The organism is Rathayibacter sp. AY1H2 (assembly GCF_002931985.1).
Taxonomy (GTDB): domain Bacteria; phylum Actinomycetota; class Actinomycetes; order Actinomycetales; family Microbacteriaceae; genus Rathayibacter.
Map to the genome: position 1 here is coordinate 85,383 of NZ_PSUV01000002.1, position 14,439 is coordinate 99,821.

Here is a 14,439-nt window from a genome sequence, read left to right on the forward strand (position 1 = left end):
CCCCTGCCCAGCCGGGCGACGGCTGTGGAGGGGCGTCCGGGAGGCGGGTCAGTCGAGCGGGGCGTGCCGGTCGGCGATCGTCCGAACGGCGCGCACCAGCTGGGGGTCCTCGCCGCGGGCGAGTCCCGCGTACTCGAGGAGGAGGCCGCCGTCGTCCTGGGCGGTCGCCTTCACCCACACGCGGCGCCGCGGGACGAACAGCGAGGTGAGGAGTCCGGCGAGCACGAGGATCGCGAAGAGCAGCACCCAGCCCTGGGTCGCGTCGTGGTGGATGTCGAACGAGGCGAAGCGCTTGACGCTGTCGGTGCCGATCCGCGTCGGGTCGGCGCCCGTGTTGTCGAAGGTCACGCTGCCGAGCCCGTTCGGGAGCTCGGCCGTGTCGCCGGGCTTGAGGGTGATCGGCGCGACGCCGGTGGTGCCGCCGGTGAGCCGGGTCAGCGAGTCGGTGTTGAGCACGTAGACGGATGTGGGCACTCCCCCGTCGAGGCCGAGGTCACCCGCGAAGACGTTCAGCGAGAGCACGGGGTACTGCAGGTCGGGGAAGATCGAGGTCGACGCCCCGGAGGCCAGCGTGTCCTGCGTCGGGTAGAAGAATCCGGTGAGGCCCAGCTGCTCGGAGAGCCCGTCCGGCACCTTGACGACGCCGACGGAGGTCAGGTTCGCGTCCTGCGGGAGGAACGGCACCGAGTCGGTGAAGATCGCCCGGCCGGAGGGATCCCGGACCGTGATCGTCGGCGCGTAGCCGTTGCCGAGGAGGTAGACGTTCGTGCCGCCGATCGCCAGCGGGTCGTTGACCTTGATCGTGCGGTCCTCGGTGCCCCCGCCGCGCTCGGAGGTCGTGACGTTCGCGGTGAAATCGACGGGCTGGCCGAGCGCCGACTGGTTCTGCTCCTCGTACTTCACGTCGAGGCTGTCGAGGGTCAGCTGGTACGGGTCGAGCTGGCTGCTGTCGAAGAAGCGACCGGGGTTGAAGGAGTCGTAGGCCGCGAGGTTGTTCGCGAACCCCTGGGAGCCCTCGACCAGCACGCGCTGCCCGCTGTAGCCGAACCCGCCGCCCACTCCGACGGCGACGAGGATGCCGACCAGGGCGGAGTGGAAGACCAGGTTGCCGGTCTCGCGGAGGTAGCCGCGCTCGGCCGAGACGCTCGACCAGCGGCCGCGCGGGTCGTCGTAGCGCTCGACACGGTAGCCCGCCCGGCGCAGGACGGAGTGGGCGGAGGCGACGGCCTCCTCCTCCGTCGCGCCCTCGACCTCGCGGACGGTGTAGCCGGCGAGGCGCTGCAGGCGTGCCGGGGTGCGCGGCGGCCGCGACCGCATCGCCTGGAAGTGGTGGCGCGTGCGCGGGACGATGCAGCCGATCAGGGAGATGAACAGCAGCAGGTAGATGCTCGAGAACCAGGCGGAGGTGTAGGTGTCGAACGCCTGCACCCTGTCGAGAAGGGGCGCGAGGTCGGGGTTGTCGACGAAGTACTGGGTCACGCCGTTGGGGTCGGAGGAGCGCTGCGGCACGAGCGATCCGGGGACCGCCGCGATCGCCAGCAGCAGCAGGAGGAACAGCGCCGTGCGCATGCTGGTGAGCTGGCGCCACATCCAGCGGAGCCAGCCGGTGAACCCGAGCGCCGGCTGCGTGACGGTGCCGTCGGAGTCGTAGTGGTCGGCGGGGCGGAAGGAGGCGTCCGTCCTCCGCTGCGCGGCCTCGTCGGGGCGGCGCGTGCTCTCCTCGGAGTCAGATCGCCGGCTGGAAGCCATCGATCACCGCCGAGAGGGATCCGTAGACGAGGGTGTTCCAGATGCCCGTGACCATCAGGACTCCGATCAGGACGAGGGCGGCGCCGCCGAGGACGTTGACCACGCGGATGTGGCGCTTCACGAAGGCGAGCGTGCTGGTCACCCAGCTGAAGCCGAAGGCGACGAGGAGGAAGGGGATGCCGAGTCCGAGGCAGTAGACCAGGGCGAGGAGGGCGCCGCGCCAGGGCGAGCCCACGCCGTAGCTGAGGGCGAGGATCGAGCTCAGCGTCGGGCCGAGGCAGGGCGTCCAGCCGACGCCGAAGACGATGCCGAGCAGCGGCGCTCCGATCAGCCCGGTGGCGGGACGGATCCCGGGCCGGAGCGTGCGCTGGAGGAACGAGAACTGCCCGATGAAGACGAGCCCCATCGCGATCACGACGAGCCCGAGGACGCGGGTGATCAGGTCGGTGTACTGGCGCAGCCAGAAGCCGACCGTGCCCGCCGCCGCCCCGTAGAGGACGAACACCAGCGAGAATCCGAGCACGAAGAGGAGGACCCCCAGCACGACCCGGCGGCGTCCGCGGGCCGCCCGCTCGTCGGCGTCGGTGAATCCGCCGACGTAGGCGAGGTAGCCGGGCACCAGCGGGAGCACGCAGGGCGACGCGAAGGACACGAGCCCGGCCAGGAGCGCGATCGGCACGGCCAGCAGGAGCTGACCGCTGACGACGATGTCGCCCACGCCGCTACTCCTCCTCGGCGAGCGTGTCGCCCACGAGGGTCGAGAGGATCGACGCCTCCTGGAGCTGGCCGAGGATGCGCGACGCGACGCGCCCCTCCCTGTCGAGGACGAGCGTCGTGGGCACGGCGTTCGGCGGGACGGTGCCGGTGAAGGCGAGCTGCACCGACGAGTCGGTGTCGACGATGGAGGGGTAGCCGAGCCCGAAGGTCTCGGCGAAGGCGGCCGCGGTAGGGGCCTGATCGCGCACGTTGACGCCGACGAACGACACGCCCTTGTCGGCGAACTCCGTGTTCACCGTCTCGAGGTCCGCGGCCTCGGCGCGGCACGGGGCGCAGCTGGCGTACCAGAAGTTGACGACGACGACCTGCCCGGCGAGGTCGGCGGAGTCGATGGTGGCGCCGGTCTCGTCGGTGCCGGAGAAGACGATGGGGTCGTCCCGGTCGGCGGCGGCGATCTCGGTGACGGTGCCGTCCCCCGAGATGTAGCCCTTGTTGCTGCCGTTGCGGTACTGGTCGGCGAGCGGATCCTCGGAGCAGCCCGTCAGCGCGAGCGCGGCGGCCAGCGCGAGGACGCCCGCTGCGCGGAGCCGCCCCGTCCGGCGCATCAGACCGCTCCCACGTCGGTGGCCAGGCCCTGCAGGCCGGCGGCCGGGTCGGAGTAGCCGACCTCGACGAAGCCGTCCCCGCGCCGCTCGAGGGTCGTGATGCTCGAGAGCGCGCAGCGGCGCTTGCGCGGATCGTGGAAGAGGCGCTCGCCGGCGAGGGCGCGGTGGACCGTCCAGATGGGGAGCTGGTGGCTGACGATCGCGGCGTCGCCCTCCTCCGTGCTCTCCCACGCCGACTCGATCGCCGCGTACATCCGCGCCGAGATGGAGAGGTACGGCTCGCCCCAGCTGGGCTCGAAGGGGTTGCGGAGCCAGGGCCAGTGCTTGGGGTTCCGCAAGGCGGAGCTGCGCGCGGCGAGGGACTTCCCCTCGAAGCGGTTGCTCGGCTCGATCACCCGCTCATCGGTGCGGATCTCGAGCTCGAACGCCTGCGAGATCGGCTGCGCGGACTCCTGCGTGCGCTGGAGCGGCGAGGCGATCAGCGCCGTGACGTGGCGCCGGCGCTCGAGCAGGTCGTCGGCGGCGGAGCGGGCCATGCGGTGGCCCAGATCCGAGAGCCGGAAGTTCGGGAGTCGCCCGTAGAGGACCCGGTCGGGGTTGAACACCTCGCCGTGCCGCACGAGATGGATCTGATCGGCAACCACGAGCGTCAAGTGTACGGAACGCGGCGTGGGGGAACGCCGGGAAAAGGGTCGCCTGAGCCGGACCTGAGCGGAGCCTCAGCGCCGCGCCGAGACCGCCGCCGACAGCCGCCGCACGAGCGGTCCGGGCAGGTGCCGCACCACGGCCATCGGGACTCCGAAGCGCACCGACGGCACCGAGACGACGGAACCGCGCGCGACGTCGCGGAGGAACTCCTCCACCACCGCGTCCGCATCGAGCCAGAGGAAGGAGGGGATGGAGGAGGTGTCCATCGCCGCCCGCTCGTGGAACTCGGTGCGCACCCAGCCCGGGCAGAGCGCGGCCGAGCGGACGCCGGTGCCGCGCAGCTCGACGGCCAGCGACTGCGCGAAGGCGGTCGCCCACGCCTTCACCGCGGAGTAGGGGCCGAGGTGCACGAAGCCCGCGACGCTCGACACCGTGAGGATCGCGCCGCGGCCGCGGGTGGTCATCGCCTCCGCCGCCGCACCCGAGAGCACGGCGACCGAGCGCACCATCACCTCGAAGGCGTGGTCCTGGGCGGCGACGTCCGGCTCGGCGAAGGTCCCGTCGATCCCGAAGCCGGCGTTGTTGACGAGGACGCGGACCGGTCGGGCCGGATCGACGAGCCGCGCGCGCACGCGCTCGACCTGCTCGCGGTCGCCGAGGTCCGCGGGCAGGACCTCGACCGCCGCGGCGCCGAGGCCGCGCAGTCCGGCCGCCGCCTCCTGGAGGCGCTGCTCGCTGCGGGCGACGAGGACGAGGCTCCAGCCGCGCCGCGCGAACGCCCGGGCGAAGGCGAGGCCGATGCCGGAGGACGCGCCGGTGATCAGTGCGGTGCTCATGCGCGCAGGAGGGCGGCGAGGCCGTCCTCGCTCACGACGGGGATCCCGTAGTCGCGGGCCTTCCTCGCCTTGCCGGACAGGGAGTCGGGATCGGCGGCGACGACCAGCTTGACCTTCTTCGTCACTCCGGGGTGGGCGATCAACCCGCAGTCCTCGAGGACGGTCGTCCACTCCTGGCGGGTCCGGCGCATCTCCCCGGTCAGGACGACGAGGTCGCCCGGCTCGAGCGAGAAGCGGTCGACGACGGGCGCGGGCTGTTCGACGGCGTCCCGCGGCTCCGTGGCCGCGACGAGCCGCTCGTGATCGATGCCGAGCAGATCGGCGATAGTCGCGAGGTCCATCAGCTCGTCGTCGGCGAGGACGCCGTCCGACCAGGCGACCGCGGTCAGGTCGTCGAAGTAGCGGTCGTGGAGGACGCGCACGACCGCACGACCGATTCCGAGGTCGTCGGCCGCGGTGACCAGTTCGCGCTCCTCGTGCGCCGAGATGACGCGGTCCAGGAGGCAGCGGTCCAGGAGGGCGAGGTACTCGCCGTGCTCCACGGGTCCGGAGTGGTCGGGCATCCGCTGGACGACGCGCTCCAGGAAGGAGGCGGGAGCCACGGCGGTCGCGGGTCGGGGCGTCCACAGTGTGCGCCTCCGCGGAACAGGAGGCCAGCCGTAGGCGAGTGCCTCTCTCAGGTGATCGTCCCAGCGGTCGCGACCACCGGAGACGGCGATGTACTCCGCGAGCAGGCGGCCCGTGGCGGTCGCATCGACGACCGCTCGGTGAGCGTTCTCCAGCGGGATGTCGAACGCGGCGCAGCAGTCGGCGAGCGAGCGCCCCGCACCCGGCAGGAACTCGCGTGCGAGCTGCATCGTGCACAGCAGCATCTCGCTCGAGAGTGTCGTCTCGACGCCGAGTCGGGCCAGTTCCGCTGTCAGGAACCGCCGCTCGAAGCTCGCATTGTGGGCGACGACCACCCGGCCGTCGAGATGTACCAGCAGATCGGAGGCGATCGCGGCGAAGGACGGTGCGTCGAGTATCTCGCGCGCCGAGATGCCGTGGATCCTCTGCGCGCCGAGATCGCGGTCCGGGTTCACGAGCGTCTCGAACGCCGCCTCGAAGCGCCCCTCCGCATCGAGATGGACGACAGCGACCTCGATGACGCGGTCGCCCCGCTCGGGACGGACCCCCGTCGTCTCGAAGTCGATGACCGCGAATCCCGGTCCCGCCATGGCACATCCCCCTCGGATCCTCTCGAGCCCGCGCGCTCGCTCCGCGATGCTAGCCCGACGCCGGAGCACGCAGGGGGACCGACTGCACCCCCTTTCGTGCCGCGCCGGAGGCCGCGGGCCGGCGCGTGCTCCTGCTCCGCGCCCGCCCGGCGGCCCCCGAGTAGACTCCCCTACCGTGACCGACGAGACCCGCCTCCCCCGAACCACTGTCAAGAAGCTCGCCGCGCTCGAGGACGGACCCGTCCGCGTGTCCGGCTGGGTCGAGACCGTGCGCGACCAGAAGAAGGTGCAGTTCGTCGTCCTGCGCGACGAGTCGGGTGCCGTGCAGCTGGTGAACCCGGCCGTGCGCGAGGCCGTCGAGGGCGACGACGCGTCGGCTGCGCGCCTCGCGATCACCGAGGAGATCTCCGGCCTCGCCCAGGGCTCCTTCATCACCGTCACCGGCGCGCTCAAGCACGACGAGCGCGTGAAGCTCGGCGGCATCGAGGTCAAGCTCGAGACGCTCGAGGTCGTCGCCGCGTCGATCCCGGAGGCGCCGATCGCGCCCGACTCCGGCATCGACAAGCGCATGGACTGGCGCTTCCTCGACCTGCGCCGTCCCGAGCAGAACCTCATCGCCCGTGTGCAGACCACGTTCGAGCACGCGCTGCGCACGTACTGGATCGAGCACGACTTCATCGAGATCCACACCCCGAAGCTCATGGCGAGCGCCTCGGAGTCGCGGGCCGAGCTCTTCGAGGTCGAGTACTTCGAGACGAAGGCCTATCTGGCGCAGAGCCCCCAGTTCTTCAAGCAGATGGCGCAGCCCGCCGGCTTCGGCAAGGTCTTCGAGGTCGGCCCCGCCTTCCGCGCCGACCCGAGCTTCACCTCGCGTCACGCGACCGAGTTCACGAGCGTCGACGCCGAGGTCTCCTGGATCGACTCGCACGAGGACGTCATGGAGCTGCACGAGCAGCTGATGGTCGCCGGCCTCACCGCCGTCGTCGAGAAGCACGGCGCCGAGGTCAAGGCGCTCTTCGACATCGACCTGACCGTCCCGACCACGCCGTTCCCGCGCATCCCGCTCGCCGAGGCCAAGCGCATCGTCGCCGAGCGCGGCTACGAGGTGCCCCGCGCCGACGACGACATGGACCCCGAGGGCGAGCGCCGCATCGCGGCCTACGTGCAGGAGGAGTTCGGGCACGACTTCGTGTTCCTCACCGACTACGCGTCGAGCATCCGGCCGTTCTACCACATGCGCCGCGAGGGCGACGGGACGATCACCAACAGCTACGACCTCATCTACAACGGCGTCGAGATCTCGACCGGAGCGCAGCGCGAGCACCGCGTCGACGTCCTCGTCGAGCAGGCCCGCGAGAAGGGCCTCGACCCGGAGGAGCTCGAGTTCTACCTCGACTTCTTCCGCTACGGCGTCCCGCCGCACGGCGGCTTCGGCATGGGCCTCTCGCGCGTGATCATGCTGATGCTGAACCAGGCGAACCTCCGCGAGGTCACCTACCTGTTCCGCGGCCCGACCCGCCTGCTGCCCTAGGCGCGCACCACGGTCGCGGGAACCCCGGACCATCGAGACCGCCGCGGACGGCGGGTCCCCTCGACGGGCCGGGGTTCCCTCGCGCCGGCGGCTAGGGAGCCGGCAGCACCACGAGGTCGAGGTAGTCGGCCAGGCACGCCACCATGTCCACCGCGTCGCGCTCGAGCAGCCACTGCAGCTGCACGCCGTCCCAGAGCGCGATGATCGACGCCGCCACCCGCTCCGGATCGGACCCCTCGCGCAGGCGCCCGGCGGCCTGGAGCTCGCGCAGCTCGGCCGCGTACTCGCTGCGGAGGCGGCGGAACCGCGCGGCGAAGAAGTCGCGCCCCGGGTGCTCCTGCGTCGTCGACTCGCCGCAGAGCACGGCGTACAGCTCGATCACTCCGGGCGCCGTCTCGTTGTAGCGGGTCTGCCGCAGGATGCCGGCGACCAGCCCCTCCTCCGGGTCCGGCGGCGAGGAACCGTCGCCCGTGATCAGGTCGCGGTGCTCGAGGACCGCGAAGAGCAGGTCGGTCTTCGACGGGAAGTAGTGCAGGAGGCTCGTCTGGCTGAGCCCGACGCGGTCGGCGACCTCCTGGAGGGAGCCGCGGGCGTAGCCCCGCGCGGCGAAGACCTGGTGGGCGGCCTCGATGATGGCGCGGCGGCGCTCGGCCGACTTCGCGTACGGGCCGCGTCGCCTCCTCGCCTCCGCCATCGACCCCTCCTCAGCACGGGAGGCGCCTCGCCGTGCCCCTCGAACGGCCAGCGTAGCGGCGGCGGAGGAGCAGTGCCGCCAATTTCGAGTACCTACTCGAATTCGTGGTAGCGTCCCGATCATCGCCGGGTGAGACTCCCCGGCTCTCCACCACGACGAAGTGAGGGAAGATGCATCCGTTCACCCGGAGACAGCTCATCGCCGCCGGTCTCGGCACCGCGGCACTCGGGAGCCTGACGGCCTGCGCGACACCGGGCACCGTCTCGGTCAACACGGCGCCGACGATCGCCCCGGCCACCGGCCCGGTCCGCCTGCAGTACTGGGGCTGGCTGAAGGACCTGCAGAAGGTCTGCGACGTCTGGAACGCCTCGCACCCCGAGATCCAGGTCGAGGCCGTCTGGATCCCCGGCGGCAACGCGGGCGGGTACCAGAAGCTCTACTCGGCCCTCGCCGCGGGCGGCGGGCCGGACCTCGGCCAGGTCGAGATCCGCTCCGTCCCCGAGTTCATGCTCGTCAACGGCCTGGTCGACCTCACCCGGTACGGCGTCGAGCAGTACCGCGACCTGTACGACCCCACGCTCTGGGGCCAGGTCAGCTACACGGGCGGCGTCTACGGCATCCCGCAGGACAGCGGCCCGATGGCGCTCTTCTACCAGCCCGAGGTGTTCGGGAAGGTGGGTGCGGAGCCGCCGACGACCTGGGACGACTGGGCCGCGGTGGCGACGGAGCTGCGCGGAGCCGGCTCCTACATCGACTGCTTCCCGCTCGCCGACGCCTCGGTCTTCGCCGCGTTCGCGACGCAGGCCGGTGCGCAGTGGCTGCGCCCGGAGGAGGACGGCTGGGTCATCGACATGACCGACGACGCCACGACGCGCGTCGCCTCCTTCTTCGACACGGCCATCGACCAGGACCTGGTGCAGACCGGCTACGGCGCCTACTCCCCCGCGTGGTTCGCGGCCGCGGCGAAGGGCGGGATCGCCTCCTGCGCCACCGGCAGCTGGGGCGACGCCCTGATCGAGGGGGTCAGCGGAGGCTCGGGCAAGTGGCGCGCGGCTCCCATGCCCGTCTGGGGCGACACCGGCTTCGGCTCGAGCTTCCTCGGCGGATCGACCGCGGCGGTGTTCTCGAGCAGCAAGCACCCGGAGGAGGCGATCGAGTTCGCCGTCTGGATGACCACCACGCAGGAGGGCATCGACGCGATGATCGCCAACAGCGGCATCGGCTGGTCTCCCGCGGTCGGCGAGATCGGCACGGCCCGCAAGGGTCCGAGCGACTTCTTCAGCGGGCAGAACTACAACGAGGACGTCCTCGTGCCCGCATCGAAGGAGCAGAACCCGGACTGGTCCTGGTGGCCCGTCACGCAGCAGTCCTTCAACATCCTCAGCGACGGCTTCCGGAAGAAGGCGTCCGGGCTTCCGCTCGTGGACGCGGTCGCCGAGGCGGAGCAGCAGATCATCACGGTCTTCGAGAACAAGGGCCTGAGCATCAGGAGGGCCTCCGCATGACCACCACGACCTCCCCCGCCGCCGCCGCGGTCGCGGCCACCACGCGGACGCCGGGCGCGCCCCGGCGCAGCCGCGCGGTCGCCCGCGCCCCGTGGATCCTCCTCGGACCCTTCCTGGCCCTGTTCGTCCTCACGTTCATCGTCCCGATCGTCGTCGCCGTCGGCTCCAGCTTCACGAAGGTGACGCGCTCCGGCCTCTTCGGCGAGGCCGGGGTCACCAGCGGGTTCGCGGGCTTCGACAACTACGCGCAGGCCCTCGCCGACGGCAACTTCATCGCCTCCATCGGGCGGATGTTCCTCTTCGGCATCGTCCAGGTGCCGGTGATGATCGCCCTCTGCACCGTCCTCGCGCTGATGCTCGAGTCGGCGTCGGCGAAGTTCCCCGGCTTCTTCCGGGCGGCCTACTTCCTCCCCTACGGAGTACCCGGAGTTATCGCGACGATCCTGTGGTCGTTCCTCTACGTGCCCGGCCTCAGCCCGCTCATCGACGCGGCGAACGTGGTCGGGCTCCAGCCCGACTTCCTCGGTGCGGACACGGTGCTCTGGTCGATCGCGAACATCTCGCTCTGGAGCTACACCGGCTACAACATGCTGATCATCGTCGCCCAGCTCAAGGCGATCCCGGTCGAGCTCTACGAGGCGGCGAAGGTCGACGGCGCCTCCACCTGGCGCGTCGCCCGCAGCATCCAGCTGCCGCTCATCCGCCCCGCGCTGGTGCTGACGACGATCTTCTCGATCATCGGAACGCTCCAGCTGTTCGCCGAGGCGCAGGTGCTGAAGACGGTCGCTCCGGCGATCGACAGCCAGTACACGCCGAACCTCAGCGCGTACACCACGGCCTTCGCCTACAACGACTACAACGTCGCCGCCGCCCAGGCCGTCCTGATCGCGCTGGTCGCGTTCCTGCTCTCCTTCACGTTCCTCTCGATCTCGAACAGGAGGTCGTCATGAGCCGCACCGAGACCCCGCCGACCACGACCACCGGAGTCGTCACCGCCGACCGCCCCGTGAAGGCCGGACGCGGGCCCGACCGCTCGGCCGGCCGCAACCGCGCCTCGACCATCATCGTCACCGCGATCCTCGTCGTCGTGGCGGTCTACTTCCTCATTCCCGTCTACTGGGTCGTCGTCGCGGCGACCAAGACGACCGAGGACCTCTTCGCCACCTACGGCTTCTGGTTCGCCCCGACGTTCGCGCTCTGGGACAACCTGACGCAGGTGCTGACCTACGGCGACGGCATCTTCGTCCGCTGGTTCCTCAACTCGGTCCTCTACGCCGGAGTGGGCGCCCTGCTCGCGACCTACCTCGCCGCGGCGGGCGGCTACGCGCTGGCCAAGTACGAGTTCCGCGGCAGCAGGCTCGTGTTCGGGACGATCCTCGCGGGCGTCCTGGTGCCGGGCACCGCGACCGCTCTGCCGCTGTTCCTGCTCTTCAGCCAGATGGGCATCGCGAACACCTACTGGAGCGTGCTGATCCCCTCGCTCGTCTCGCCGTTCGGGCTGTTCCTCTGCCGGATCTACGCTCAGGCGACCGTGGACACCGCGATCATCGAGGCGGCGCGCATCGACGGCGCCGGGGAGCTGCGGATCTTCCACACGCTCGGGCTGCGCATCCTGACTCCCGCGCTGGTCACCGTGTTCCTCTTCCAGCTGGTCGGGATCTGGAACAACTACTTCCTGCCCCTGGTGATGCTCTCGGACACGAACCTGTTCCCGATCACACTGGGACTGAACAACTGGCTCGGACAGGTCGACCGCCTGCCCGAGTTCTACGAGCTGACGACCGGCGGCGTCCTGCTGTCGATCATCCCGCTCGCCATCGCCATGATCGTGCTGCAGCGCTTCTGGCGCGGCGGCCTGACGGAAGGCTCCGTGAAGTGACGACTCCCCCGACGACCTCCCACTACCTGACGGACACCGGACCGGGCTCCGGTCGCCGCCGGGCCCCCCGCTCGTGGCTGCACACCGACGCCCCGGCGCTCCCGCTGGACGGGGAGTGGCGCTTCCGCCTGCTCCCCGCCGCTCCGGGGACCCCGGGCGGCGCCGGCGTGCTGCCGGAGGGCGAGGGCGTGGACGCCGTCGGGGACGAGTCGTTCGACGACTCCGGCTGGGACCTGATACCGGTGCCCTCGCACTGGGTGCTGCAGGGCGACGGGCGCTACGGACTGCCGGCCTACACGAACGTGCAGTTCCCGTTCCCGACCGAGCCGCCGTTCGTGCCGGACGCGAACCCGACGGGCGACTACCGCCGCACCGTCGTGGTCCCGGAGGAGTGGGACTCCGCCGAGGCGGTCGTCCTGCGCTTCGACGGGGTCGAGTCGCGGTACCGCGTCTGGGTCAACGGCGTCGAGATCGGCATCGGCTCCGGCAGCCGGCTCGCGCAGGAGTTCGACGTCACCGGCGTCGTCCGCCCGGGCGAGAACCTCGTCGTGGTCCGCGTGCACCAGTGGTCGGCCTCGAGCTACGTGGAGGACCAGGACCAGTGGTGGCTGCCGGGGATCTTCCGCTCGGTGCACCTGCTCGCGCGCCCCGTCGGCGGGATCGAGGACGTGTGGCTGCGCTCCTCCTTCGCCGGTGGCGCGGGCCGCATCGAGGCGGAGGTGACCGCCGCGGCCGACGCGTTCCCGCTGACGCTGCGCGTGCCCGGGCTCGGGATCGAGACGGTCTGGGCCTCGGCGGAGGAGATCGCCGCGATCGAGGTCCCCGAGGTCGAGCCGTGGTCGGCGGAGGCTCCGCGCCTCTACGACGCGACGCTCGCCTCCGCCGGCGAGACGGTCTCGCTGCGGCTCGGCTTCCGCACGGTCGAGATCCGCGGCGACCGCTTCCTGGTCAACGGCGAGCGCGTCGTCTTCCACGGAGTCAACCGCCACGAGACGCACCCCGACCGCGGTCGAGCGTTCGACGAGGACTCCGCCCGCGAGGACCTCGCGATGATGAAGCGCTTCAACGTGAACGCCATCCGCACCAGCCACTACCCGCCGCATCCCCGTCTGCTCGACCTCGCCGACGAGCTCGGCTTCTGGGTGGTCCTCGAGTGCGACCTCGAGACCCACGGCTTCGAGCGGGTCGGCTGGGCGGGCAACCCCAGCGACGACCCCGCCTGGCGAGAGGCCTACCTCGACCGCATCGAGCGGACCGTCGAGCGCGACAAGAACCACCCGAGCATCGTGCTCTGGTCCCTCGGCAACGAGGCGGGCACCGGCGCGAACCTGGCCGCGATGTCCGCCTGGGTGCACGGCCGCGACCCCGAGCGCCCCGTCCACTACGAGGGCGACTACACCGGCGCGTACACCGACGTGTACTCGCGGATGTACTCCTCGATCCCCGAGACCGAGCGGATCGGCACCGACGGCTCGCTCACTCCGCTGCTCGGCTGCTCCCCCGGCGAGTCCGCTCGGCAGCGCTCCAAGCCCTTCCTGCTCTGCGAGTACGTGCACGCGATGGGCAACGGCCCGGGAGCGATCGACCAGTACGAGGACCTCGTCGACCGCTTCCCGCGGCTGCACGGCGGCTTCGTCTGGGAGTGGCGCGACCACGGCCTGCGGGCGCGCACGCCGGAGGGCGTCGAGTACTACGCGTACGGCGGCGACTTCGGCGAGGTGGTGCACGACGGCAACTTCGTGATGGACGGCATGGTGCTCTCCGACGGCACGCCCAGCCCGGGCCTCTTCGAGTGGAAGCAGATCGTCGCTCCGGTGCGCCTCACGGTCCGCGGCGACGGCGTCGTCATCGAGAACCGCCGGCACGACGCCTCCACCGCCGATCTGCGCTTCGCGTGGCGGGTCGAGCGGGACGGGCGGGTCACCGCGGAGGGAGTGCTCGACGCCCCGGTCATCGCGGCCGGCGACGCCGTGCACGTGGAGCTCCCCCCGCTCGAGGTGCGCCCCGGCGGCGAGACCTGGCTCACCGTCGACGCGGTCCTCGACGCCTCGACCGCCTGGGCGGAGGAGGGCCATGTGCTCTCCACCGGTCAGCACCTCCTCGCCGCGCCGTCGGCGGTGCCCGCGTGGACCCGCGCCGTCCGCGCCGCTCCGCCCCTCGAGGGCGGCGCGCTCGGAGTCGCGCGGTTCCGCGACGGCCGGCTCGCCTTCCTCGCCGGCCTGCCCGTCGACGGACCGCGCGCCGAGCTCTGGCGCGCCCCGACCGACAACGACGAGGGCGCGGGCTTCCCCGGCTACGTCACCGGCGACCCGTACGACGGCGACGGCCGCGGGCTGCCGGCCCCCTCCTCCGCCGCCCGCTGGCGCGAGGCCGGACTCGACCGCCTGGTCGGCCGCGTGCAGGAGGTGGACGCCTCCGCCGGGCTCCGCCGCGTGACCCGCTTCTCGGCCGCGGACTTCGACGCGGGACTCCTGATGGAGGAGCGCTGGAGCGTCGACGGGGAGAGCACGGTCCTCCGCGTCGACCTCGTGCCGACCCGGGGCTGGGACTCCGTCTGGCCGCGGCTGGGCATCCGGATCGACCTGCCCGCGTCGATCGACGGCGCGGAGTGGTTCGGCACCGGCCCACTCGAGTCCTACCCCGACAGCCTCCGGGCCGCGCGGGTGGGGCGCTTCACGGCGGAGATGGACCGGCTGACGACTCCGTACGCCCGCCCGCAGGAGAGCGGTCACCGCAGCAGCGTGCGCGAGCTGACGCTGACGGAGGCGGGCTCGCCCCGGCTCCGCATCGAAGCCGCGCGCGACCTGCACGGGCGCCTTCCCGGCTTCACCCTGGCGCGGCACACGCCGCAGGAGATCACGGCCGCCGCGCACCCGCACGAGCTGCCGGAATCGGAGCGCGCGGTCCTCGTGATCGACGCCGCCCAGCACGGCCTGGGCTCCCGCGCGTGCGGTCCGGACGTGTGGCCCGACTTCCAGCTGCGGCCGGAGGCGCGGACGATCCTCCTCCGCTTCACCGCGGCCGGCTGAGCGCCGGGAGAGGACGAGGGAAGGCCCGC

At 71.7% G+C, this 14,439-nt stretch carries 12 protein-coding genes; 5 read left to right on the forward strand and 7 right to left on the reverse strand.

Translation table 11 applies throughout. The features are described 5' to 3' along the window. Positions 1–48: 48 nt before the first annotated feature. From C5C29_RS02630 to C5C29_RS02655, 6 genes are all read right to left on the reverse strand, one after another. Positions 49–1,749 (reverse strand): cytochrome c biogenesis protein ResB, encoded by a 1,701-nt coding sequence (locus tag C5C29_RS02630; protein ID WP_104224866.1) that lies wholly within the window; start codon positions 1,747–1,749, stop codon positions 49–51. After that, positions 1,727–2,467: a cytochrome c biogenesis CcdA family protein gene (locus C5C29_RS02635; protein WP_258060562.1), complete on the reverse strand. Its 741-nt coding sequence runs from the start codon at positions 2,465–2,467 to the stop codon at positions 1,727–1,729. The genes C5C29_RS02630 and C5C29_RS02635 overlap by 23 nt, the downstream gene beginning before the upstream one ends. Before the next feature lie 4 nt (positions 2,468–2,471). After that, the gene (locus C5C29_RS02640; RefSeq protein WP_104224865.1) at positions 2,472–3,071 is read right to left on the reverse strand and encodes a TlpA disulfide reductase family protein; all 600 of its coding nucleotides are present in this window, start codon (positions 3,069–3,071) and stop codon (positions 2,472–2,474) included. Then, positions 3,071–3,715, reverse strand: coding sequence for a histidine phosphatase family protein (locus C5C29_RS02645; protein WP_104224864.1), 645 nt, complete (start codon positions 3,713–3,715; stop codon positions 3,071–3,073). The genes C5C29_RS02640 and C5C29_RS02645 overlap by 1 nt, the downstream gene beginning before the upstream one ends. A 75-nt stretch (positions 3,716–3,790) precedes the next feature. After that, positions 3,791–4,555, reverse strand: coding sequence for an SDR family oxidoreductase (locus tag C5C29_RS02650; RefSeq protein WP_104224863.1), 765 nt, complete (start codon positions 4,553–4,555; stop codon positions 3,791–3,793). Then, positions 4,552–5,772: an exonuclease domain-containing protein gene (locus C5C29_RS02655; protein ID WP_104224862.1), complete on the reverse strand. Its 1,221-nt coding sequence runs from the start codon at positions 5,770–5,772 to the stop codon at positions 4,552–4,554. The genes C5C29_RS02650 and C5C29_RS02655 overlap by 4 nt, the downstream gene beginning before the upstream one ends. A gap of 175 nt (positions 5,773–5,947) precedes the next feature. Between C5C29_RS02655 and aspS the strand changes: the two genes are divergently transcribed. Further along, a complete protein-coding gene (aspS, locus tag C5C29_RS02660) occupies positions 5,948–7,303 on the forward strand; it encodes an aspartate--tRNA(Asn) ligase (protein WP_244229585.1) in 1,356 nt (451 codons plus the stop codon). A 91-nt stretch (positions 7,304–7,394) separates the two neighbouring features. Here the strand turns inward: aspS and C5C29_RS02665 are convergent, their stop codons facing one another. Further along, the gene (locus C5C29_RS02665) at positions 7,395–7,997 is read right to left on the reverse strand and encodes a TetR/AcrR family transcriptional regulator (protein WP_258062382.1); all 603 of its coding nucleotides are present in this window, start codon (positions 7,995–7,997) and stop codon (positions 7,395–7,397) included. A gap of 170 nt (positions 7,998–8,167) precedes the next feature. Here C5C29_RS02665 and C5C29_RS02670 point away from each other — a divergent pair, with 170 nt between their 5' ends. From C5C29_RS02670 to C5C29_RS02685, 4 genes are read left to right on the forward strand one after another with little or no spacing between them, the layout of a single operon-like run. Beyond that, the gene (locus tag C5C29_RS02670) at positions 8,168–9,502 is read left to right on the forward strand and encodes an ABC transporter substrate-binding protein (RefSeq protein ID WP_104307922.1); all 1,335 of its coding nucleotides are present in this window, start codon (positions 8,168–8,170) and stop codon (positions 9,500–9,502) included. Next, entirely contained in the window at positions 9,499–10,452 is a 954-nt protein-coding gene (locus tag C5C29_RS02675; protein ID WP_104225918.1) for a carbohydrate ABC transporter permease, read from the forward strand. The genes C5C29_RS02670 and C5C29_RS02675 overlap by 4 nt, the downstream gene beginning before the upstream one ends. Then, on the forward strand, positions 10,449–11,381 hold the full coding sequence (locus C5C29_RS02680) for a carbohydrate ABC transporter permease (protein WP_104225919.1): 933 nt from the start codon (positions 10,449–10,451) through the stop codon (positions 11,379–11,381). The genes C5C29_RS02675 and C5C29_RS02680 overlap by 4 nt, the downstream gene beginning before the upstream one ends. Further along, positions 11,378–14,410, forward strand: coding sequence for a glycoside hydrolase family 2 TIM barrel-domain containing protein (locus C5C29_RS02685; RefSeq protein WP_219813758.1), 3,033 nt, complete (start codon positions 11,378–11,380; stop codon positions 14,408–14,410). The genes C5C29_RS02680 and C5C29_RS02685 overlap by 4 nt, the downstream gene beginning before the upstream one ends. The last annotated feature ends 29 nt before the right edge of the window (positions 14,411–14,439 follow it).

Bases quoted from the DNA above. Each gene is read 5' to 3' on its own strand.
- C5C29_RS02650 (WP_104224863.1), bottom strand. From the start codon at position 4,555: ATGAGCACCGCACTGATCACCGGCGCGTCCTCCGGCATCGGCCTCGCC.
- C5C29_RS02640 (WP_104224865.1), bottom strand. From the start codon at position 3,071: ATGCGCCGGACGGGGCGGCTCCGCGCAGCGGGCGTCCTCGCGCTGGCC.
- C5C29_RS02670 (WP_104307922.1), top strand. From the start codon at position 8,168: ATGCATCCGTTCACCCGGAGACAGCTCATCGCCGCCGGTCTCGGCACC.
- C5C29_RS02630 (WP_104224866.1), bottom strand. From the start codon at position 1,749: ATGGCTTCCAGCCGGCGATCTGACTCCGAGGAGAGCACGCGCCGCCCC.
- C5C29_RS02680 (WP_104225919.1), top strand. From the start codon at position 10,449: ATGAGCCGCACCGAGACCCCGCCGACCACGACCACCGGAGTCGTCACC.
- C5C29_RS02665 (WP_258062382.1), bottom strand. From the start codon at position 7,997: ATGGCGGAGGCGAGGAGGCGACGCGGCCCGTACGCGAAGTCGGCCGAG.
- C5C29_RS02675 (WP_104225918.1), top strand. From the start codon at position 9,499: ATGACCACCACGACCTCCCCCGCCGCCGCCGCGGTCGCGGCCACCACG.
- C5C29_RS02655 (WP_104224862.1), bottom strand. From the start codon at position 5,772: ATGGCGGGACCGGGATTCGCGGTCATCGACTTCGAGACGACGGGGGTC.